The sequence below is a fragment of the Nocardiopsis coralli genome, assembly GCF_014892575.1.
Taxonomy (GTDB): domain Bacteria; phylum Actinomycetota; class Actinomycetes; order Streptosporangiales; family Streptosporangiaceae; genus Nocardiopsis; species Nocardiopsis coralli.
On sequence record NZ_JADBGI010000002.1, the window covers coordinates 307,390 to 328,320 of the forward strand.

The 20,931-nt window shown below is 71.3% G+C and carries 21 protein-coding genes; 11 read left to right on the plus strand and 10 right to left on the minus strand.

Features of this window, described 5'->3' with window-relative positions; all coding sequences use genetic code 11:
* Positions 1–141: 141 nt before the first annotated feature.
* Entirely contained in the window at positions 142–1,440 is a 1,299-nt protein-coding gene (aceA, locus tag IDM40_RS03185) for an isocitrate lyase (RefSeq protein ID WP_193120361.1), read from the minus strand.
* Between the two features lie 219 nt (positions 1,441–1,659).
* Between aceA and IDM40_RS03190 the strand changes: the two genes are divergently transcribed.
* Positions 1,660–3,099, plus strand: a complete 1,440-nt coding sequence (locus tag IDM40_RS03190; protein WP_193120362.1) for an XRE family transcriptional regulator — start codon at positions 1,660–1,662, stop codon at positions 3,097–3,099.
* A gap of 89 nt (positions 3,100–3,188) precedes the next feature.
* Here IDM40_RS03190 and IDM40_RS03195 read toward each other — a convergent pair whose 3' ends face one another.
* Positions 3,189–3,728, minus strand: a complete 540-nt coding sequence (locus tag IDM40_RS03195; protein WP_193120363.1) for a hypothetical protein — start codon at positions 3,726–3,728, stop codon at positions 3,189–3,191.
* Positions 3,729–3,791: 63 nt separating this feature from the next.
* Positions 3,792–4,952, minus strand: a complete 1,161-nt coding sequence (locus IDM40_RS03200) for an alpha-hydroxy-acid oxidizing protein (RefSeq protein WP_193120364.1) — start codon at positions 4,950–4,952, stop codon at positions 3,792–3,794.
* A gap of 252 nt (positions 4,953–5,204) precedes the next feature.
* On the opposite strand from IDM40_RS03200, the gene IDM40_RS03205 reads away from it, so the two are divergent.
* Entirely contained in the window at positions 5,205–6,434 is a 1,230-nt protein-coding gene (locus tag IDM40_RS03205; protein ID WP_193120365.1) for an acyl-CoA dehydrogenase family protein, read from the plus strand.
* Between the two features lie 55 nt (positions 6,435–6,489).
* On the opposite strand, the gene IDM40_RS03210 is transcribed toward IDM40_RS03205, so the two are convergent.
* Positions 6,490–7,017 carry a GNAT family N-acetyltransferase gene (locus IDM40_RS03210; RefSeq protein ID WP_193120366.1) on the minus strand — a complete coding sequence of 176 codons (528 nt, stop codon included), beginning with the start codon at positions 7,015–7,017 and terminating at the stop codon, positions 6,490–6,492.
* A 44-nt stretch (positions 7,018–7,061) separates the two neighbouring features.
* Positions 7,062–7,397 (minus strand): hypothetical protein, encoded by a 336-nt coding sequence (locus tag IDM40_RS03215; RefSeq protein ID WP_193120367.1) that lies wholly within the window; start codon positions 7,395–7,397, stop codon positions 7,062–7,064.
* Between the two features lie 113 nt (positions 7,398–7,510).
* Here IDM40_RS03215 and IDM40_RS03220 point away from each other — a divergent pair, with 113 nt between their 5' ends.
* A complete protein-coding gene (locus tag IDM40_RS03220) occupies positions 7,511–7,912 on the plus strand; it encodes an MmcQ/YjbR family DNA-binding protein (protein WP_193120368.1) in 402 nt (133 codons plus the stop codon).
* A gap of 37 nt (positions 7,913–7,949) precedes the next feature.
* Here the strand turns inward: IDM40_RS03220 and IDM40_RS03225 are convergent, their stop codons facing one another.
* Positions 7,950–8,876, minus strand: coding sequence for a LysR family transcriptional regulator (locus IDM40_RS03225; RefSeq protein WP_193120369.1), 927 nt, complete (start codon positions 8,874–8,876; stop codon positions 7,950–7,952).
* Between the two features lie 117 nt (positions 8,877–8,993).
* Here IDM40_RS03225 and IDM40_RS03230 point away from each other — a divergent pair, with 117 nt between their 5' ends.
* The 3 genes from IDM40_RS03230 to IDM40_RS03240 are packed head-to-tail and all read left to right on the plus strand — an operon-like array spanning position 8,994 to position 12,002.
* Complete coding sequence (locus tag IDM40_RS03230; RefSeq protein ID WP_193120370.1) at positions 8,994–10,349, plus strand: CitMHS family transporter; 1,356 nt, start codon at positions 8,994–8,996, stop codon at positions 10,347–10,349.
* Between the two features lie 37 nt (positions 10,350–10,386).
* Positions 10,387–11,688 carry an acyclic terpene utilization AtuA family protein gene (locus IDM40_RS03235; protein WP_193120371.1) on the plus strand — a complete coding sequence of 434 codons (1,302 nt, stop codon included), beginning with the start codon at positions 10,387–10,389 and terminating at the stop codon, positions 11,686–11,688.
* A complete protein-coding gene (locus IDM40_RS03240) occupies positions 11,685–12,002 on the plus strand; it encodes an AtuA-related protein (RefSeq protein ID WP_193120372.1) in 318 nt (105 codons plus the stop codon). The genes IDM40_RS03235 and IDM40_RS03240 overlap by 4 nt, the downstream gene beginning before the upstream one ends.
* A gap of 8 nt (positions 12,003–12,010) precedes the next feature.
* Here IDM40_RS03240 and IDM40_RS03245 read toward each other — a convergent pair whose 3' ends face one another.
* The gene (locus IDM40_RS03245; protein ID WP_193120373.1) at positions 12,011–13,273 is read right to left on the minus strand and encodes a CynX/NimT family MFS transporter; all 1,263 of its coding nucleotides are present in this window, start codon (positions 13,271–13,273) and stop codon (positions 12,011–12,013) included.
* A gap of 167 nt (positions 13,274–13,440) precedes the next feature.
* Between IDM40_RS03245 and IDM40_RS03250 the strand changes: the two genes are divergently transcribed.
* Complete coding sequence (locus tag IDM40_RS03250) at positions 13,441–14,151, plus strand: FadR/GntR family transcriptional regulator (RefSeq protein WP_193120374.1); 711 nt, start codon at positions 13,441–13,443, stop codon at positions 14,149–14,151.
* Between the two features lie 45 nt (positions 14,152–14,196).
* On the opposite strand, the gene IDM40_RS03255 is transcribed toward IDM40_RS03250, so the two are convergent.
* Both IDM40_RS03255 and IDM40_RS03260 read right to left on the minus strand, forming a co-directional pair.
* Complete coding sequence (locus IDM40_RS03255; RefSeq protein ID WP_193120435.1) at positions 14,197–14,934, minus strand: RraA family protein; 738 nt, start codon at positions 14,932–14,934, stop codon at positions 14,197–14,199.
* A gap of 185 nt (positions 14,935–15,119) precedes the next feature.
* Positions 15,120–16,043, minus strand: coding sequence for an Lrp/AsnC family transcriptional regulator (locus IDM40_RS03260; protein ID WP_193120436.1), 924 nt, complete (start codon positions 16,041–16,043; stop codon positions 15,120–15,122).
* Positions 16,044–16,441: 398 nt separating this feature from the next.
* On the opposite strand from IDM40_RS03260, the gene IDM40_RS03265 reads away from it, so the two are divergent.
* The 3 genes from IDM40_RS03265 to IDM40_RS03275 all read left to right on the plus strand — a co-directional run bounded on the left by IDM40_RS03265 (position 16,442) and on the right by IDM40_RS03275 (position 19,867).
* The gene (locus IDM40_RS03265) at positions 16,442–18,016 is read left to right on the plus strand and encodes an LCP family protein (RefSeq protein WP_193120375.1); all 1,575 of its coding nucleotides are present in this window, start codon (positions 16,442–16,444) and stop codon (positions 18,014–18,016) included.
* 217 nt (positions 18,017–18,233) lie between these two features.
* Positions 18,234–18,950, plus strand: a complete 717-nt coding sequence (locus IDM40_RS03270; protein WP_193120376.1) for a cell wall anchor protein — start codon at positions 18,234–18,236, stop codon at positions 18,948–18,950.
* 125 nt (positions 18,951–19,075) lie between these two features.
* Entirely contained in the window at positions 19,076–19,867 is a 792-nt protein-coding gene (locus IDM40_RS03275; RefSeq protein ID WP_193120377.1) for a hypothetical protein, read from the plus strand.
* A gap of 87 nt (positions 19,868–19,954) precedes the next feature.
* Here IDM40_RS03275 and IDM40_RS03280 read toward each other — a convergent pair whose 3' ends face one another.
* Positions 19,955–20,164, minus strand: a complete 210-nt coding sequence (locus IDM40_RS03280) for a dodecin (RefSeq protein WP_193120378.1) — start codon at positions 20,162–20,164, stop codon at positions 19,955–19,957.
* 532 nt (positions 20,165–20,696) lie between these two features.
* On the opposite strand from IDM40_RS03280, the gene IDM40_RS03285 reads away from it, so the two are divergent.
* A complete protein-coding gene (locus IDM40_RS03285) occupies positions 20,697–20,903 on the plus strand; it encodes a hypothetical protein (RefSeq protein ID WP_193120379.1) in 207 nt (68 codons plus the stop codon).
* The last annotated feature ends 28 nt before the right edge of the window (positions 20,904–20,931 follow it).

A 20,931-nucleotide genomic window follows, 5' to 3' on the forward strand; every position in this document is an offset into this window, starting at 1 on the left:
AGGCATACAAAAAGCCGTCGACCATGCGCGTGTGACACGGAGCGCGCATGGTCGACGGCTAGGGGGTGGCGGTCGCCCCCGCCCCGCCCCAGCCACGAAAGCGGGGAGGGAGCGACCGCCGAGGGAAGGGAAGAGCCAGAGTCAGTGAGCCGCTGAGAACTGGTCTTCCTCGGTGGAACCGGTGAGGGCGGTGGTGCTGGCCTCGGGCGAGATGGTGGTGCTGATCTCGTCGAAGTAGCCGGTACCGACCTCGCGCTGGTGGCGGGTGGCGGTGTAGCCATCGGCCTCGGCCGCGAACTCCTTCTCCTGGAGGTCGACGTAGGCGGTCATGCCGGTCTCGGCGTAACCCTTGGCGAGCTCGAACATCGAGTAGTTCAGGGAGTGGAAGCCGGCCAGGGTGATGAACTGGAACTTGTAGCCCATGGCGGCCAGCTCGCGCTGGAACTTGGCGATGGTGGAGTCGTCCAGGTGACGCTTCCAGTTGAAGGACGGCGAGCAGTTGTAGGCGAGCATCTGGTCGGGGTACTCGGCCTTGATGCGCTCGGCGAAGTCGCGGGCGACCTCGAGGTCCGGCGTGCCGGTCTCCATCCACAGCAGGTCGGAGTGCGGCGCGTAGGCCAGACCGCGGGCGACGCAGGCGTCGACACCGTTGCGGAAGCGGTAGAAGCCCTCCGCCGTGCGCTCGCCGCTGATGTAGGGCTGGTCGCGCTCGTCGATGTCGCTGGTGATCAGCGTCGCGGCCTGGGCGTCGGTCCGCGCGATGACCAGCGAGGGCACGTCGGCGACGTCCGCTGCGAGGCGGGCCGCGCTGAGCGTCTTGACGTGCTGGCCGGTCGGGATGAGGACCTTGCCGCCCAGGTGGCCGCACTTCTTCTCGGAGGCCAGCTGGTCCTCCCAGTGCACACCGGCGGCGCCGGACGCGATCATGCCCTTCATCAGCTCGTAGGCGTTGAGGGTGCCGCCGAAGCCGGCCTCGGCGTCGGCGACGATCGGGGCGAGCCACTCGGGGGCGTTGTCGTCACCCTCGGACCAGGTGATCTGGTCGGCGCGCAGGAGCGCGTTGTTGATGCGGCGGACCACGGAGGGGACCGAGTTGGCCGGGTAGAGGCTCTGGTCCGGGTAGGTGTGGCCGGACAGGTTGGCGTCGGCCGCGACCTGCCACCCCGAGAGGTAGATGGCCTTCAGCCCGGCGCGGACCTGCTGGACCGCCTGGTTGCCCGTGAGGGCGCCGAGGCTGTGGACGTAGTCCTCGTTGTTCAGGAGGTCCCAGAGCCGCTCGGCACCGCGACGGGCCAGAGTGTGCTCCTCGTTGACCGAACCGCGCAGCTTGATCACGTCGTCGGCGGAGTAGTTCCGCTCGATCCCGGCCCAGCGGGAGTTGGTCTCCCACTCGCGCTGGAGCGCGGCGCTGGCTTCCTGACGGCGAGCGCTGGTGCTCATCTTCGTTCCCGCCTTACGTGTAGTCCCCAAGGTGTTCGTACCGGTCGAGAGAGTCCTGTTCCGGGGCTGAGGGGTGAGCCCCGGCCCGTAAGTTCCCCGCCGGTAACTATGATTCTTGGGGAAGATCCAAGAGTTTTCCACTCAAAATCGGGTGAAGATCCTTGATTCTTTCCGTACCATGAACGCATGACGTACTTTGGGAACGAAGAAATACCGTCTTTGACGGGTGACCTAGATCTCGTCACCTTCGGGCAGCGGCTGCGCCACCTGCGCCGCGCACGCGGGATGACCCTCTCCGACCTGGGCGAACGCGTGGGTCGGGCCCCCTCCCAGCTGTCCCTGCTGGAGAACGGCAAGCGTGAACCGAAGCTCTCCCTGCTCACCTCGCTCGCCACTGCGCTCGGTGTCTCCGTCGAGGAACTCCTGTCCAAGCAGCCCCCGAGCCGGCGCGCGCAGCTGGAGATCTCGGTCGAGGAGGCCCAGCGCGATCCCCTCTACCAAGGGCTGGACCTGCCGCACCTGAAGGTCGGCAAGCGGGTCCCCAACGACGTGCTCGAGCACATCGTGGGCCTGTACGACGAGCTCAGGCGCCGCAGCGCCAAGCCGACCGCCTCCCCCGAGGAGGCCCGACGGGCCAACGCGGAGCTGCGGTGGCAGATGCGCGAGCGCGGCAACTACTTCGAGCACATCGAGCGGGCCGCCGCCGAGACCCTCAACGCGGTCAACTACACCGCGGGCCCCCTCTCCCAGGGGCAGATCCTGGCGATCGCCACCCACCACGGCTTCACCCTCAAGTACGTGCAGGACCTGCCGCGCTCGGTGCGTTCGCTGACCGACCACGTCAACCGGCGCATCTACCTCAAGCGCGAGACGACGCTGGGCATGCACAGCCCCCGCACGATCCTGTTGCAGACCCTCGGGCACGTGATCCTGGGACACCGCAAGCCCGACGACTTCGGCGACTTCCTGCGCCAGCGGGTGGAGGCCAACTACTTCGCCGCCGCCGTGCTCATCCCCGAGTCCACGGCCGTGAAGTACCTGCAGGAGGCCAAGGCGGCCCGGGACCTGTCCGTGGAGGACCTGCGCGACGTCTACTCGGTCTCCTACGAGATGGCCGCGCACCGGTTCACCAACCTGGCCCACCGCCACCTGGATCTGGTCTGCCACTTCATCCGCAACGACGAGACCGGCATCATCTACAAGGCCTACGAGAACGACGGGCTGGTCTTCCCCACCGACGAGACCGGCGCGATCGAGGGCCAGCGCATGTGCCGGCAGTGGTCCGGGCGCCAGGTCTTCGCCTCCCCCGACCGGTACTCGATCTACTACCAGTACACGGACAAGCCCAACGGCACCCACTGGTGCGTGGCCCACGTCGACCCCAGCCGCGAGCGCAACTTCGCGATCACGCTGGGGGTGCCGTACAAGGAGTCGCGGTGGTTCCGGGGTCGCGAGACCACCAACCGCACCCAGTCCAACTGCCCGGGCGGCGAGTGCTGCGTGCACCCGCCCGCCGAACTGGCGGCGCGCTGGGAGGGCAACGTGTGGCCGTCCGCCCGGGCCCACTCGCACGTGCTCTCGGCGCTGCCCTCGGGGACCTTCCCGGGCGTGGACGAACACGACGTGTACACGTTCCTGGAGCGCCACAACCGGGAGTGAGTACGCCCGCCCACGCGGGGACAGTGGTCGAGGGGCCGGGGCGCGCTGCGCCCCGGCTCTCGTGTGTCACGGGGCCGGGTGCCCGGCCGTCAGCTTTCGCCGGGGATCATCACCAGCGGGAGCGCGGAACTGTGTTTCCAGCGCCCCCGCGTGCGGCACAGGCGCAGCCCCGCAACACCTTCACCCGGGCGCCCGCGCACGCGCAGGGAGCGCCACAGCCAGGTCCAGCGCAGGAACTGTCCTGTGTGCACGTCGATGCGTTCGCCGTGGTGCAGGCAGGGGCGGAAGGTCACCCAGGTGATCTCCACCCACAGGTCCTCGGGGTCCGGGTCGGCCAGCGGCACGGTGAGGTGGAGCGGCGCGGAGTCGGGTGAGACCCGGTTGCGGCGGGCGCGCGGCTGCTTGTTCTGGACCGACGCGCCGTGGAGTGTGCACACGACGCTGTAGACGGTGTAGCGGCCCTCGGGCAGGACGTAGACGTCGCAGTACCCCTCGCTGCCGGGTTCGGGCCGCACCAGGTGGCGGCGTACACGCCAGGCGTGCCGGGGCGCCTTGAGCCACTCCAGCCGCCAGAGCACGATGCCCGCCGTCGCCGCGACGAGGGAGAAGACCAGGGTCAGTCCTTCCATCCGGCCCACACTAGGCCGCCCCGCCTCGGTGACCTGGACGGACACACGGGCGGCGGGCCCGTCTCAGGCGCGCAGGTCCTTGAGGGCCTTGGGGCCCAGGTCGGCCAACGAGGGATAACCGTCGACCGCCATGAGCAGGTCGGCCTCGGCGAGCATAGACCGCAGGACGTGCACGACCCCGTCGGCGCCGCCCAGGGCCAGCCCGTAGACGTAGGGGCGGCCCACGGCGACGGCGGTCGCCCCCAGCGCCAGGGCCTTGACCGCGTCCGACCCCGAGCGGACACCGGAGTCGAAGACGATCGGCAGGTCGGTGGCGGCGGCCACGTCGGGCAGGCACTCCAGCGCCGGGATGCCTCCGTTGGCCTGGCGTCCGCCGTGGTTGGACACGTAGATCGCGTCCACGCCGCCGTCGGCCGCACGGCGGGCGTCGTCCGGGTGGCAGACACCCTTGACGATCAGCGGGAGGTCGGTCAGCGACCGCAGCCACGGGAGGTCGTCCCAGGTGAGCGGGTTGCCGAAGATCCCGGCCCAGTGCGCCACCACGGCGTCGGGCGCGGCGTCCTCGCCCACGCGTTCCAGGAAGACAGGGTCGGAGGTGTAGTTGGCCAGGCAGTGGCCGCGCAGCTGGGGGAAGTTCGCGGTGGCCAGGTCGCGCGGGCGCCACCCGGTGACCCAGGTGTCCAGGGTGACGACGATGCCCGCGTACCCCGCTGCCTCGGCCCGCTGCACCAGGCTCGCCGCCAGCTCGCGGTCGGTGGGTGTGTAGAGCTGGAAGAAGCCGGGGGTGCCACCGAAGCGTGCGGCGACGTCCTCCATGGGGTCCTGGGACAGGGTGGAGGCGATCATCGGCACGCCGGTGCGGCCCGCCGCCTCGGCCGTGGCCAGGTCTCCGTGCCGGTCCTGGGAGCACAGGCCGACCACGCCGACCGGGGCCATCATGAGCGGTGAGGGCAGGTGGATCCCGCACAGGTCGACGGAGGTGTCGCGTTCGGAGGCCCCGACGAACATGCGGGGGTAGATGCCCCAGCGCCGGAAGGCGGCGGCGTTGGAGTCCTGGGTGTGTTCGTCGCCGGCGCCTCCCGCGACGTAGGACCACACCCACGGCGGGAGGGTCTCGGCGGCCCGGCGTTCCAGCTCGGCGAAGGTCATGGGGTGGGAGGGAACGACCCCGGTGAGGCCGTTCAGGTAGATCTCGAGCTGGTAGTCGCCGTAGCGCGACGCCATGGACGCCTCCGGAAATGGGGGTGGGTGCCAATGTGACGCGCATCATCCGAGGCGGCGCACCGGCATGTCAAGGCCTCCCCTCGGCTCCGCTCCCGCCCCACTGCGCGTCCGTGCGCAGGAGGGATCGCACCCCGGCCCGCCGGACGCCCCTGGTGAACGGGGTGATTGTGCCTGCACAAGGCCAACTGTTACCGTTGGTAACACGCACTTGGCCACCCCTCCCCCGAGGGCCCGACGAAGGATGTAGAGCGCATGAGTGAGGGCAACGCCCCCGGCTTCAGCCTGGAACTGAACGAGGACGTCAGGGACGTCCGGGACTGGGCGCACGGGTTCGCCAAAGACGTCATCCGCCCCGCCGCCGCCGAGTGGGACGAGCGGGAGGAGACCCCCTGGCCGGTGATCCAGGAGGCCGCCAAGATCGGCCTGTACTCCCTGGACTTCTTCGCCAACCAGTGGCTGGAGCCCAGCGGCCTGGGCATCCCGGTCGCCTTCGAGGAGCTGTACTGGGGTGACCCCGGCATCGCCCTGGCCATCACCGGCAGCGGCCTGGCGGCGGTCTCAGTGGCCGCCAACGGCACCCAGGAACAGCTCATGGAGTGGACGCCGCAGATGTTCGGCACCGCGGACGACGTCAAGCTCGCCGCGTTCTGCTCCTCCGAGCCCAACGCCGGGAGCGACGTCTCGGCCATCAAGACCCGCGCGGTCTACGACCAGGCCAAGGACGAGTGGGTGCTCAACGGCGTCAAGACGTGGGCCACCAACGGCGGGATCGCCGACATCCACGTCGTCGTCGCCTCCGTCGAACCCGAGTTCGGCTCCCGCGGCCAGGCCACCTTCGTGATCCCGCCGAACACCCCCGGCCTGAGCCAGGGCCAGAAGTTCGCCAAGCACGGGATCCGCGCCTCCCACACCGCCGAGGTGATCCTCGACGACGTGCGGATCCCCGGTTCCTGCCTGCTGGGCGGCAAGGAGAAGCTCGACGAGCGCCTCGCCCGCGCGCGCGAGGGCCGCCGGTCCAAGGGCCAGGCCGCGATGAAGACCTTCGAGGCCTCCCGCCCGACCGTCGGCGCCATGGCCATCGGCTGCGCCCGCGCCGCCTACGAGTACGCGCTCGAGTACTCCACCCAGCGCGAGCAGTTCGGCAAGCCGATCGGCGACAACCAGGGTGTGGCCTTCCAGCTCGCCGACATGGCCACCCGCATCGACGCCGCCCGCCTGCTCGTGTGGCGCGCCGCCTGGATGGCCCGCAACGACAAGGACTTCGACAACGCGCAGGGCTCCATGAGCAAGCTCTACGCGAGTGAGACCGCCACGTTCGTGACCCAGAACGCCGTGCGCATCCTCGGCGGGAACGGTTACACGCGTGAGTACCCGGTCGAGCGCTGGCACCGCGACGCCACGATCTTCACGATCTTCGAGGGCGCGAGCGAGATCCAGAAGCTCATCATCGGCCGCCAGATCACCGGCCTGCCCGTGCGGTGACGCCTTCGAGGGCCGGGGAGGACGGTGACCGAGGTCGCCGGTCCTCCCCGGCCCCTCACACGTCGGTCCGGCGGAGCTCGAACACCCGCACCGGACGGCCGCAGCCGGGGTCGACGGTCTCGCGGAACAGGCACATCCCCAGTTTCGCGATGATGCGTTCGGAGGCTCCGTTGCCCGGCTGGACGATGCTGACGATCCGGTCCAGCCCGCACTCCTCGAAGCCGTACCGCACCGCGGCCGCGGCGGCCTCCGAGGCCAGGCCCTGCCCCCAGTGGGAACGCCCGAGCCGCCAGCCGACCTCGACCGCGGGCAGCAGCTCCGGCATGAAGTGGGGAACCGCAAGGCCGGTGAAGCCGGCCAGTTGGCCGGTGGAGCGGATCTCCACGGCGAACAGGCCGAAGCCCTGCGTGTCCCACTGCTGTTCCATCGCCTCGACCCCGCGGCGGGTCTGCTGTTCGTCGCGCACGCTGCCGTCACCGATCCACCGCATGACCTCCGGGTCTGCGTTGACGGCCGCCAGGGGACCGACGTCGTCCGGGCGCCAACGGCGCAGGAGCAAGCGGGGTGTCTCGAGCGTGGCCATCCGGGCATTCTGGCCCAAGAACATGCTCGGAACCAGCCCCGCACTCACCCGCGCAGCCGGCACAGGCTCAGCGTCGCCACGGTCGCGCCCCACAGCAGCAGGAGCACAGGGACGGCCAGGCGCGCCGCCGAAGGCGCATCGGTGACCGTGTGGCTCTGCCCGCCGGCGGTGACCTCCCAGGTGCAGACCTGCCCCGGAGGCAGCCACGACCACGAGCTCTCGCCGAAGAACGAGGTGCCGTCGAACGCGCACTGCGTCGGCCCGCTCGAGTACCGCCCCAGGCCGATCAGGAGGATCCACCCGCAGCAGGAGAGCAGCCACAGGGTGGCCCATCCGAGGACGGCCGCACGTGCGGGGGTGTGGGCCTGCAGGGTTCTCACCTCCCCCTTCCTCCACTCTCCTGTGTGTTCGACACCTGCGGTCGGCAGGCGGGCATCATGGCACGGAAGCCTCCGGCGTGCGGCCGGAGCAGACCACAGGGAAAGGGCACACCGTGGACGGCACCCGCTTGCAGGACACCGCCCGGCAACGCGCCCTCGAGCTCCCCGGCAGCGAGCAGGTGTACCCGTTCGGGCCCGAGCACGAGGTCTTCAAGGTCCGCGGCAGGGTCTTCCTGCTGATGACCGAGCTCGAGGCGGGGCCGGTGGTCACGCTCAAGGCCGCTCCCATCGACGCCGAGGCGCTGCGCGAGAGCCACCCCGGGATCGGCCCGGGTTACCACATGAACAAACGTCACTGGATCACGCTGTACCCCGACGTCCCCGACGCAGCGGGGGCCGACGCCGACCTCGTGCACGAGCTGGTGACCGAGTCCTACCGCCTGGTGGTCGGCAAGCTCCCCCGTGCCGACCGGCCGATCGACCCCGCGGCCTTCGGGGTCCGACCCAGCCGCTGACCCGGGGACAGCGCCCCCCGGGCGCGGGCGGCCCGGCTCACCCCTCCCACTCCGCACCCTCGGGCAACGGGTGCCCCTCCTCGCGCATGTCCCGCAGGACCCGGAGGAAGCGCCGCGCCGCAGGGCTGGGGTTCCGGTGCTCGGGCACGACCACACTGAGACCGCGTTCGGTCACCGGCCCTCCGAGCGGCCTGCGGGTGTGCGGGGCGAAGCCCATCAGGGGCAGGGCCAGGGTGGGCAGGGCCGAGACACCGAGGCCGGCCGAGACCAGTCCCCCGACGGTGGAGATGTTCCCCGCCTGGATCAGGTGCGGGGACAGGACGCCGGCGTCGCGGAGCGCGCGCTCGGCGACGCTGCGCACGCTCGAGTCCCCGCCGGTGACGACGAAGGGCTCGGCGGCCAGGTCGCCCCACGTCGGCGCCGCATGCTCGGCGAGGGGGTGTCCCACGGGCAGGACCGCCTGGAAGCGGTCCCTGACCAGCGGGGAGGCCCGGACGCCGGGGCGCGAACGGCCGACCACGACCAGGGCCAGGTCGCACTCGCCATCCTCCAGCCGGTCCAGGGCCGCCTCCGACATCCCGTCCAGCACGTGCACGTCGATGCCGGGCGCCTCTTCGCGCAGGCGCACGATCGCCGGGGGCAGCAACGTGGCGGCCAGGGAGGGCAGGGTCGCCACCGTGACCGCGCCGCGGTCGCCGCGCAGGTAACGCTCCAGCCCGTTCATCTCGGCCCGGTGCTGCGACAGCAGGCGTTCGGCGACAGCGAGCACCTCGTTCCCCTCCGCGGTGCACCGGACCTTCCTGGTGGTGCGCTCGAGCAGCGGCACCCCGAGCACACGTTCCATGGCCATCACGGTCCGGCTCAGGGAGGACTGGGCGACGTGCAACTGCTCGGCGGCGTCGGTGAAACTCCCGCACCGCGCGACGGCCGCGAAGACCTGGAACTGCCTCAGTGTCACGTCCATGCATCCGGATCATAGGTCCTTGCGGATTCGATGCTGGACATGCACGGAAACCCGGGGGAAACATGGCGCTCATGTGGCCCGAGCCACCCCCGCCCCCCGGATTCGAGGAGCCCCCGGATGCTGACCTTCATGGGATTCGCGACCATCGCCGTCGTCCTCGTGCTCCTGCTGTCCAACCGCGTCGGAGCCGTGGTCGCCCTGATCGGCGTCCCGGTGACCGCGGCCTTCCTGCTGGGGTTCGGTCCGGGCGAGGTCTCGGCGTTCGTGGGCGAGGGCATCGACGGCGTGGCCGCCACCACCGCCATGTTCGTCTTCGCGATCCTCTACTTCGGGGTGATGCGGGACGCGGGCCTCTTCGACCCCGTCGTGCGCCGGGTCCTGCGGTTCGCCGGCAACAACCCCGTGACCATCGCGGTGGCGACGGTGCTCCTGGCGATGGCCGCCCATCTCGACGGGGCCGGGGCCACCACGTTCCTGATCACCGTCCCGGCGATGCTGCCCCTGTACGACGCCCTGGGCATGCGCCGGCTCGTGCTGGCCGCGCTCACCGGCCTGGGCGCGGGCATCATGAACATGGTTCCCTGGGGCGGACCGACCGCGCGGGCCGCGACCGCCACCGGCATCCCCGCCAACGACCTGTGGGCCCCGCTCATCCCGGCCCAGTTGATCGGCATGGTCACGTGTGTGGCCATCGCCTACTACCTGGGTGTGCGCGAACGCAACCGGCTGCGTGCGACCCCGGCGGGGCCGAGGGTTCCCGCGCCCGTCGGCGGCACAGAGCCCCCTGCGCATGGGGCAGACGGCCAGGGGCAAGAACAGGGCCCGGAGGCCGCCGAGCTGCTGCGCCCGCGCCTGTACTGGGTCAATGCGGCCCTGACCGTGGCCACCGTCGGCGTGCTCATCTCGGGTGTGCTGCCGCCGGAGCTGGTCTTCATGCTGGCCCTGGTGGTCGCCCTGGTCCTGAACTACCCGGGCCTGAAACAGCAGACTGCCCGGATCGACGCCCACGCCCGGGGCGCGATCCTCATGGCCAGCACCCTGCTGGCAGCCGGGGTGTTCCTCGGCATCATGGAGGAGAGCGGCATGATCCAGGCGATGGCCGAGTCCATGACCGGCTCCATGCCCTCCTTCCTCGGCCCGGGCCTGACCCTGCTCATCGGGGTCCTCGCCGTGCCGATGAGTCTGCTCTTCGGCCCCGACGCCTACTACTTCGCCGTCATGCCGGTCCTGACGGCGGTGGGCGAGAGCTTCGGGGTGGCCCCGGTCGACGTGGCGCAGGCCTCCATCACCGGCCAGGAGACCGTGGGCTTCGCGATCAGTCCGATGACCGGTGCCTTCTACCTCCTGGTGGGCCTGACCGGGGTGTCCATCGGGGACCACATCCGGTTCCTGCTGCCGTGGGCCTGGCTTGTGAGCCTGGTGGTCTTCGGCTCCGCGGCCGCGATGGGTGTCGTCCCGCTCTGGGTCTCCTGACCCGGTGAGTCCTGACCGCACGTCCGAAGGAGAACTCGTGCCCAGTGGTGTCCGTATCGGTTGCGGAGCGGGGTTCGCGGGCGACCGCCTCGAGCCCGCCGTCGACCTGGTGGAGAGGGGAGAGCTCGACACCCTCGTCCTGGAGTGCCTGGGTGAGAGGACGGTGGCCGCGGCTGCCCTGCGCGCCCGGGACGGTTCCGGCCCCGGGTACGACCCGCTGTTGCGCAGGCGCCTGCTCCCCCTCCTGGGCCCGTCGGCACGCCACGGCACCAGGATCGTCACCAACGCGGGGGCCGCCGACCCCCTCGGGGCCGCGCGGATGGCCGCGGGTCTGGCCCGGGACGCAGGAGTGTCCCTCCGGGTCGCCGCCGTCACGGGCGACGACGTCCTGGACCGGATCGACCGTTCGGCACCGGCGTGGGAGGACGGCCTGCCCCTGGAGGCACACGGCGAACTCGTCTCCGCCAACGCCTATCTGGGCGCCGATGCCCTGCTGCCGGCCCTGAGGGGCGGCGCGGACGTCGTGGTCGCGGGCCGCGCGGCGGACCCTTCCCTGTTCCTGGCACCGCTGCTGGAACGCCTGGGCTGGGATCCGCGCGACGAGCACCTGACGGCCTCGGGCACGTTGGTGGGTCACCTGTTGGAGTGCGCAGGCCAGGTGAGCGGGGGGTACTTCGCCGATCCCGGGGTGAAGGACGTGCCGGACCTGGCGAACCTGGGTTTCCCGCTCGCCGAGGTCGGCGCCGACGGGTCCGCGGTGATCACCAAGCTGCCCGGGACGGGCGGGCGCGTGGACACCATGACCGTGGCCGAGCAGCTGACCTACGAGGTCACCGATCCGGCCGCGTACCTGACGCCGGACGTTTCACTGGACTTGACGGGCGTGCGCATGTCCCCGGCCGGGACCGACCGTGTGCGTGTGGCGGGGGCGCGTGGCAGGGCGCGGCCCGACCGGCTGAAGGCCAGCGTGGGCCACCGGGCCGGGTTCCGGGGCGAGGGCGAGATCTCCTACGCGGGGCCCGGCGCCGCCGAGCGTGCCCGGCTGGCCGGCGAGGTCGCCGTCGAGCGCCTGGGTGGCCGTGTGCGGACGAGGGTCGACCTGATCGGCGACACCTCCGGGGGATCGGGCGAGTGCCGGCTGCGTGTGGCGGGGATCGGACCGGACCGGGCCGGCGCCGAGGCGGTGGAGGAAGAGGTCACCGCCCTGTACACCTGCGGCCCCGCGGGCGGGGGCGGCGTGCGGACCCGCAGCACGGAGGTGATCGGCATCCTGTCCACCACCATCGGCCGCGATCTGGTCGAGCCCGTGACCACCTATGTCGGGAAGGGGGCGCAGTGAACGTCCGACTGCGCGACATCGCCCACGCCAGGGCCGGGGACAAGGGCAACCTCAACACGGTCTCGGTCATCGCACGCGAGCCGCGTTGGTACCCGGTGCTGTGCGAGGCGCTGACCACCGAACGGGTCCGTGGAGCACTGGCGGACCGGATGCGGGGCCCGTTGACCGTGCACCGGCTGGACGCTGTGCACACGCTCGTCCTGGTGTTCGCGCGGGCCCCCGAGGACACGGTGACCACGTCGCTGCACCTGGACACCCACGGCAAGACCCTGGCCACGGTGCTCCTGGGGGCGGAGGTCCCGCTGCTCCCCTGAGACAGGGGTCAGGCGCGGCCCTGCTTGGCCTCCACCGCGTCCTCGAGGTAGCGGTTGCGGCCGAGCAGGAGCCCGACGCCGAGGTTGACCACGACCAGGCCGGCCACGAGCAGCAGCGGCGCGTTCCAGGAGTCGGTGAGGTCGTGCAGGAACCCGAACAGGAACGGGCCGGCGCCGCCCATGAGGTACCCCAGGCTCTGGCCGGCGGCGGAGAGCGCGGCCGTGCCGGCGCTGGTGCGGGTGCGCAGCGCGAAGATCGTCAGCGCGAAGACGAAACTGCCCATGCCGATGCCGACGAGCGTGGTCCAGATCCACACGCCCTGCAGCGGGGCGATCCACAGCCCGGCCACACCGGCCAGGTAGGCGACGGCGAAGAGCACCACGAACACACGCTGGTCGCGGGTGCGGGTGAGCAGGCCGGGCAGGACCAGCGAGAGCGGGATGCCCAGGGTGGTCAGGTAGGCCAGCGCCACCCCGGCCTCGGAGGCGTCCATGCCCTGGTCGCGCAGCATCTGCGCGTACCAGCCGAACATGATGTAGGCGATCGAGGACTGGGTGCCGAAGAAGACCACCGCCTGCCACCCGATGCCGGTGCGCAGGACCTGGGTGAACCCGAGGGTGTCCTTGCCGTTGCCGCCGCGGCTGCTGTGCCGCAGGACCGCCAGCCAGGGCAGGGCGGCGACCACACCGAAGAAGGCGTACATGCCCAGGGCCAGGCGCCACTCCCCCGTGCTCTGTTCGACCGGCACGGTGGCCGCGGCGGCGATGGCGGTGCCCGCGGCCAGGGCGGTGGTGTAGACGGTGGTCATGAGCCCGACCCGGTGCGGGAAGTGCTGCTTGACCAGCGCCGGGAGGATGACATTGCCGATGGCGCCACCGGAGAGTGCGACGGCGCTCAGCGCCAGGAACATCCAGGGTTCGGTCGCCGCGGCGCGGGCGGTCAGGCCGAGGGTCAGGGCCAGGAGCGCGTAGACGAGCACGTGGTGGTCGCCGAGCCGGCGCGAGAGCACGGGGGTCAGCCCGCCGAAGAGGGCGAAGCACAGGACGGGCAGGGTGGTGAGCAGTCCGGCACCGGCGCCGGACATGCCGAGACCGCCCGTGACCTCGTCGAGGACCGGGCCGACGCTGGTGATGGCGGTTCGCAGGTTGAGGGCGGCCAGCGCGATGCCGGCACCGATCAGGAGCAGAGCCCAACGTGTCGGTGCCGGGGTCCGTCGTGCCGCCGGGGGTTCAGTGCACACGGGTTCGTGGTGCCCCGCTCCGGCGCTCATGAAAGTCGACTCACATATTCATAGGATGACCCGATGTACATCATGAGCATAACGCATTGCCGTTCATAGCCATTTCCTTGCCTCAACTGGTCTATGCTCCCGCCTAACCGTTCCGCACCCGTGCGCTGGTCCTGTCATCCGGCGACCCGCCCCTAGGAGGTAACCGCGTGCCCCTCGCCTCGACGCGCCGGACCGGTCTCGTCGACCAGGTCATCAGTCAGTTACGAGCACAGATCGACTCGGGTGAGTGGGGCGTGGGCGATCGGATCCCCACCGAGTCGGAGCTCTCCGATCAGCTGGAGGTGGGCCGTAACACCGTACGCGAGGCGGTCCGGGCCCTCGCCCACGCGGGCCTGCTCGAGATCCGCCAGGGGGCGGGCACCTTCGTCCGCGCCTCGAGCGAGCTCGGCGGGGCGCTCCGCCGCCGCCTGGAGCGTTCGCGCCTGCGGGAGAACCTGGAGGTACGCCGGGCGCTGGAGGTCGAGGCGGCCCGCCTGGCCGCGCTGCGCCACAGCGACGCCGACATGGCCGACATCGACCGCGCCCTGGGGGTGCGCGAGGAGGCCTGGCGTGACCGGGACATGGGCACGTTCGTGGAGTCGGACTTCACACTGCACAAGGCGGTGGTCCTGGCCACCCACAACCGGCTGCTGATCGACCTGTACGACGACATCGCCCAGGTCGTCTACGCCAGCATCGCCCACACCGCCTACGAGCAGGACGACGAGGGCACCGACCGGCGGGACCGCCCCTCCTCGTCCTACGAGGGCATGGACCACAGCAAGCTCGTGGAGGCGATCCGGGCCGCCGATCCCGCCGAGGCGGCTCGCGAGGCCAACTGCTACATCGACGAACTGTTGAGCCTGACCGAGGAGTGAGGCCGTCGGCCCGGGCGGGGATCTCCCGGACCCGGGTCGGCGCGCTCAGTCCTGGCGCCCCTCCCCCACGGAGGTGTGGGGCGTGGCGCACGAGCGCAGGGGCGCGTGGCCCTCACCGCGTGCACCTCCCCGCCCGCGCGTGCGGCCGGCCCTTCGGCCACGCAGGCCGTTGGCGCCCTCCCAACCGCTCACCTGGGACGGATCGAGCCCCAGCAGGTCGAGCGTGGACTGCCCGGCGTGCACGGCGTCGATGATCTCGCGTTCGCGGGACAGCCCGGCCATGGCCTGGCCGATGACGGAGCTGACCTGGCCGCGGGGCAGGAGCACGACCCCGTCGTCGTCGGCCGCGATCCAGTCGCCGCGGCGCACCTGGAGCGGGACGGGGCCGGTGGCGCTCATGGTGACCGTCTGCCCGACCGATCCCCCGGCGTGGTGTCCGGCCTCGCGCACCGAGACGCCCGCGCTGAACACGGGCAGTTCGCAGCGCGCGATGGCGGAGATGTCGCGCACGCAGCCTTCCAGGACGATGCCCTCGACGCCGCGGGTGTGCGCGGCCACCGCGAGGATCTCGTCGACGTAGCCGAACTCGGCCTCCCCGGACACGTCCACGACCAGCGCGGAACCGGGCGGGGCCTGTTCGACCGCCACGTGCAGCGCGAGGTTGTCGCCGGGGGTGCACCGGACGGGGAAGGCCGAGGCGGCGAAGGCGGCCCCGGGCCAGACGGAGAAGAGATGCGCCCCGAGGGGCCGACCGCCGCAGCGCGCCAGCGCCGCGGTCCCCACCGCCGTCAACGTCTCCGCAAGCCTCACGTCTGCCTCCCAAAACACCCGCGCCCGGTGTGGCCGGTCGGCACCGGCCCGCCTTCTATACTCACGGGTAACTTAAGCGTGACGCAAGCCATACGAGGCGGAAACACAGAAAAATGCTACCGCTGGTTACAGGGGGCCGAAACCCAGGGGCTTGTCCGTTACTCGGGGGAACCGGCCGCGTCGGGCCAGTCCACGAGGTGCTCACCCCCGCGGCGTTCCTTGCGCACCGAGAGGTGGTCCCAGGTCTCCACAGGCCCCACGCCGGCCGTGGCGCGAACCGTCTCGAGCAGTTCCACCAGGCGGCAGCGGTCCGGCGCGGTGAGCGTGGCGACGAGGTCGTAGCGTCCGAAACCGCTCGCCAGGAACGAGACGCCGTCGACGGCGGCCAGGCGCGTACCCAGGGCCTCGGCGTCGCCCCGGCAGTGCACGCCGAGCCCCAGCTGTTCGTTGGCGCCCAGCGCCGTGGGCTCCACCAGAGCGGTCACGTGCACCACCCCCGATTCCAGCAGCCGCACCACCCGCGAGCGCGCCGCGGCCTGCGACAACCCCACCTGGCGGGCCAGGTCGGCGTAGGACGCGCGCCCGTTGACCAGCAGCCTGCGCACCAGGCGCCAGTCCAGGGCGTCGAGCTCGATGTCCTGGAGCCTGCGCACGCTGCTGTGGGAGTCCCGGAAGACCGCCCCCGCGCGGAAGACCTCCACCTGCTCCACCCCTGGCAGGGATCGCAGGTCGGCCAGTTCGGCGGCGAGTGCGCGGTCGTCGGCCACACGCACCTGCGCCACCGCCTGGCAGCGCCCCGCCGTCAGCGCCGCGAAGGTCACGGCCTCGCGTTCGCCGAGCTTGTTCATGAGCGGGCCGACCGGCCCGTTGACCGTGAACGAGACATGCCCCAGGGCCTCCATCCCCAGGACCCCGGTGTGCAGGACCCCGACGATCCTGATCGCCCCGGACTGCACCAGCTGCCGGACCCGGGCGCGCACAGCCGTGCGTGAGAGCCCGACCCCGTCGGCCAGCGCTTGGAAAGTTGCTCTTCCGTCCCCCTGCAACGCGCGCATGAGCGCTGCGTCAACCGCATCGAGCACGATGGTGCTGCCTTTCGTTCCCATGACGCCGTCCGCTCCCGACAGGACGGCGCCCCCTCCTGCGGCCAGATCATCGCAGTTGTCGCGCCCGTTCACTACTGATCGCAAAAGAAATGGTCGGATTCGGACCGTTCGGCCGTCCGAAAGCGCGATGCAATCCCCCATCTGCGGCCTCGGAGACACATAACAGACTTGTATAGAACACCCGGTATGAGACCGGCGGCAGTGCGCTGCCCCTCGCGGAGGCGCCACACTGTGAGTCCAGGGGACCGTGACGTTCCGGAGAACGGGACGCGCGGGGGCACGGCAACCCTCCCGGCGATCGACGGCCGCGGCGGGTACACAGGTACACGAGGGGCGGGAATCACGTCCGCCCTCCGGCTGGAGAGGATGCGTCGGTGGCAGCGGACGACGAACAGCAGGAGGCGGCACCCCCGCGCACGAGCGCGCGCCCGAGCAGCACATCGCGGGCCCTGCTGTGGACCGCGGCTTCGGTGCCGCTCCCGGGGATCGCCCACCTGAGGGTGGGGCGTCGCACGGCGGGTGCCCTGATCCTGCTCGCCTACTTGGGCGGGCTGGCCCTCCTGGGGTGGGGCGCCTACGCGCTGGGGGCCGATTCGGACACCCTCGCGGCGGTGGCCGGGATGGCGACCTCGAGCCGGTGGCTGCTCCAGGCGATGGTGGTGGTGTTCGTGGTCGCCGTGGTGTGGATCGCGGTGGTCGTGCACTCCTGGGTGATCACGCGCCCGCCGGGGGGTTCCCTCGGGCTGCGCCTGGGTGCCGGCGCCGTGGTGGCGCTGCTGGTGCTGACGATCGCGGTGCCCTCGGCCTACGCGCTGCACGCGGGTTACACCACCTACCAGACGGTCAGCGACGTGTTCGGCGGCGACGACCAGGCCGGCGACCACGACGAGGCCGACCCGTGGAACGGCGCCGAGCGCATGAACGTGCTGCTGCTGGGCGCCGACTCCGACGACACCCGTTACGGCGTGCGCACCGACACCATGATGGTGGCCAGCATCGACACCGAGACCGGTGACACCGTGCTCGTCGGTCTGCCGCGCAACCTCGAGAACGTGCAGTTCCCCGAGGACTCCGAGCTGGCCGAGCGCTACCCCGAGCCCTACGGGTTCGACCTGCTGCTCAACGACGTCTACCAGGCGGTCGCCGACGAGCCCGACGAGCTGGCCTTCAACGAGGGCGTGCGCGACCCCGCGGCCGACACCCTCAAGGACGTGATCGGCCACAACCTCGCCCTCGACGTGGAGTACTACGCCATGGTCGACATGATGGGCTTCCGCGACCTCATCGACGCCGTGGGCGGCATCGAGGTCCACATCGAGGAGCCCATCCCCTACGGCATGCAGGGCGATGTCCTGGAGGAGGGCGACCAGCTCCTCGACGGCTACGAGGCCCTCTGGTACGGGCGTTCGCGCATCGGCAGCGACGACTACGGGCGTATGGGGCGCCAGGGTTGCCTGGTCAAGTACGTGGCCGAGCAGATCGACCCGACCACCCTGTTGACCAGCTACCGGGACCTGGCCGGGGCCACCCAGCGCACCCTGACCACGGACGTGCCGCAGTCGAAGGTGCCGGCCTTCGTCGACCTGGCCGAGCGGGTCACCGAGACCGGGTCGATGAGCGCTCTGCAGCTCTCCCCGCCGCAGGTGAGCACCGCCGACCCGGACTGGGACGAGGTGCAGGATCTGGTCGCCGAGGCCATCGCCGCCGCCGCGGAGGAGAGTGGCGACGAGGGCGACGACGACGTCCCGGCCGACCCCGACAGCGACGCGTCCGGCGAGGGTGCGGACGAGGCCCCCGAGGACGGCGAGGACGGCGCCCCCGAGGAGGAGGGCACCGACGAGGAGTCGACCGAGTGGCAGGACTACACCGGTCTGGCCGAGCCCTCCCCCGCCGACCCGGGCCGCCAGGTGGGCGCCGAGGCCACCGACCTCGACGCGATCTGCCCCTAGCTAGGGCCGGTCGGAAAAGAACCGACACGAGCGGGGCCGGCGCATCCACGTGCGCCGGCCCCGCCGCCGTCTCACGGGTCGGCGCCACCGGCCCCGGGAGGGACGTCCCCCTGCCCCCGTCCCGGTGCGCACAAACCGGGGCGGCTCCCGCTGTCCGGAACCGGTCGATCCCCCGTGATCCGTTGTCCTGCCGCAGGGGCCGTGTGACTCTGGCGCCGTGACCGCCGCGCAACTCTGGACCCTGGTCGCGCTCGGCGCCTTCCACGGCCTGCACCCCGGGATGGGCTGGCTGTTGGCCGTCACCCGCGGCCTGCAGGAGGGCGGACGTGCGCAGGTCCTGCGTTCGCTGCCGGCGGTGGGGCTGGGCCACGCGGGTGCCGTGGCGGTGGCGGCGGTGGCCGTGACGGTGACCGGTTCGATGGCGGCCTCGGTGCTCTTCCCCGTGGTGTGCGGCGCGGCGATCGCCCTGTACGGGCTCTGGATGCTGCTGCGGCGGCGCCACTTCCACTGGAGCGCGATCCGCCTGCCGCTGTGGCAGGTGGGCACGTGGTCGTTCCTGATGTCGTCGGCGCACGGGGCGGGTCTGATGCTGTTCCCGGTGTTGGCCGGACAGCTCACGCACGCACACGACGACCACGGCTCACACGGCGCACACGGGGCTCAGAACGGCGGCTCCGGGGCAGCGGGCGAGGTGGAGACCGGCGCGGCCGCAGAGTCCACCTGGAGCCTGTGGGACGCCACGCTCGTGGGCCTGGCCGCCACCGGGGTGCACACGCTGGCGATGGTGGGGGCCGCGGGGGTGGCGGCGCTGATCGCCTACGACTTCTTCGGGGTGCACGCCCTGCGGTGGCGCGGGGTGACGATGGACCGCGTCTGGGCGCTGACGCTGGTTCTGGGCGGCCTTTTTGTCCTGTGGTCGGTCCTGAGTCCGTGACCGGAGTGTGATCTCGGGAATATGTCGCGCATGCCGGAAATCTCTGCACAGGTCGGCGGGTTGACTGTGTGGAAGCCCGGGTCGGACCGCGATCGGACCGGCCCTGACCCAGGGAAATCGAGGTTATGACGCACAGAGCCGCCATGCCACACCGCCGCTGGTACGGCCTCATCATCTCGGTCGCACTCCTCGGGGTGCTGTCCGTGATCGGGGTCATCGGTACCCGAGCGGCGATCGACCGGATCGACGTCGCCTTCCCCACCTCCACCCCATGGGGCCCCGAGTGTTCGGTGACCGTCGGGGACGAGCAGGTCCCGTTGGAGAGGGAACAGGCCCAGCGCGCCGCCACCGCCGCGGTCGCCGACCACCAGGGCGAGGACTCCCCCGTCGAGGCGCCCGACACCAGTGACATCCCCGACGGTGCCATGCAGGTCCTGCAGGACGGGCCCGAGGACGACGCCGGCCCGTCGATGACCTGCCGCTCCACCAAGAACCCGGAGCTGGAGGTCGAGGAGGACCTGGAGCCGTCGGGTCTGACGCCGCGCGCGCAGAACCTAAAGGAGGGCATCGAGGAGGTCTTCGCCGAGCCGAGCCTGGGCGGGTACGAGCCCGGCGGGTACGACACCGGCCACGGCGAGGGGTCCGCGCACTACGACGGGCGTGCCATCGACGCCTTCTTCCGCCCGGTCAACGAGGACAACCGGCGCGAGGGCTGGCAGATGGCGCACTGGCTCATCGCCTACGCGCCCGACTACGAGATCGACGTGATCATCTTCGACGACAAGATCTGGAGCACGTACGCGCCGTCGATGGGCTGGCGCCACTACGAGGCCGACCCGGACAACGAGATCCTGCGCCACCTCGACCACGTCCACGTCGACGTCCAGCCGGGCGGGGAGCGCTCGGACGACGCCTGACCCGCCGCAGAGGAACACACGAGGGGGACGGTCCGCACACCCCGTGCGGGCCGTCCCCCTCGTACGTCGGGGCGTCGGCCGGGAGGGTCAGCCCTCCAGACGGAACCCGAGCTTCATGCCCACCTGGTAGTGGGCGACCTCGCCGTCCTCGATGTGGCCGCGGACCTCGGTGACCTCGAACCAGTCCAGTCCGCGCAGCGTCTCGGAGGCCCGGCCGACCCCGTTGCGGATCGCCTGGTCCACGCCCTCCTGCGAGGTCCCGACGATCTCCGTGACTCGATAGGTGTGGTCGGACATGGCAACCCCTCGTGTCGGTCGGTGCGCCGGCCGCCCCGATGGCGGCCTCGTCCCCCTCCTTGCCCCGGCTCCAGGTCGGCCACACGGGACCCCGCGTTCGCACCCGCGCGCGGAACCCGGGACCCATCGGGGGCCCTTGACCCGGGTGTGGCAGGGCCGTGGGTCCCGATTCGATCGTTCTTGACCCGCGTATGAGGACGGAACCCCTGCGCAGGCCTCCACAAGTGCCGCCACAGGGCGATTCCCGTCACTCTACGGGACCGAAGGCCTTGCGCGGACGGGACTGTCCCGAGACAACGTCGTAACTGACTCTTGACGTACAGAGGGGGGCATCGGTGTACATTGGGATCAGCGCTTCGGTCCCCCGTCGAAGCGCGGGGCGATGTTTCGAGCCCCCGTCGGAACATCGCATGCGGCGCCGGGTGGTTTGCCCCCGTAACCACCCGGCGCCGCTTTTTTGTGCGCCCGGTACGCTGCAGCCCGGATCCGGCGCCCGGCGTCGGAGGAGACGCATCGACACGAGGGGGCCGCCATGAACGCCACGGATCTGCAGTGCTCACGGCGGGACTGCCGCAACGGGGCCACCTGGGCGATCGTGTGGAACAACCCCAAGCTGCACACGCCGGAGCGCCGCAAGGTGTGGACCGCCTGCGACGAGCACCGCGAGTACCTGGCGAACTTCCTGGACATGCGCGGGTTCCTGCGCGAGACGGTGCCCTGGGACGAGTACGAGGGCTGACCCCGGCCGGAGGGCGCCGCGCGGCCCC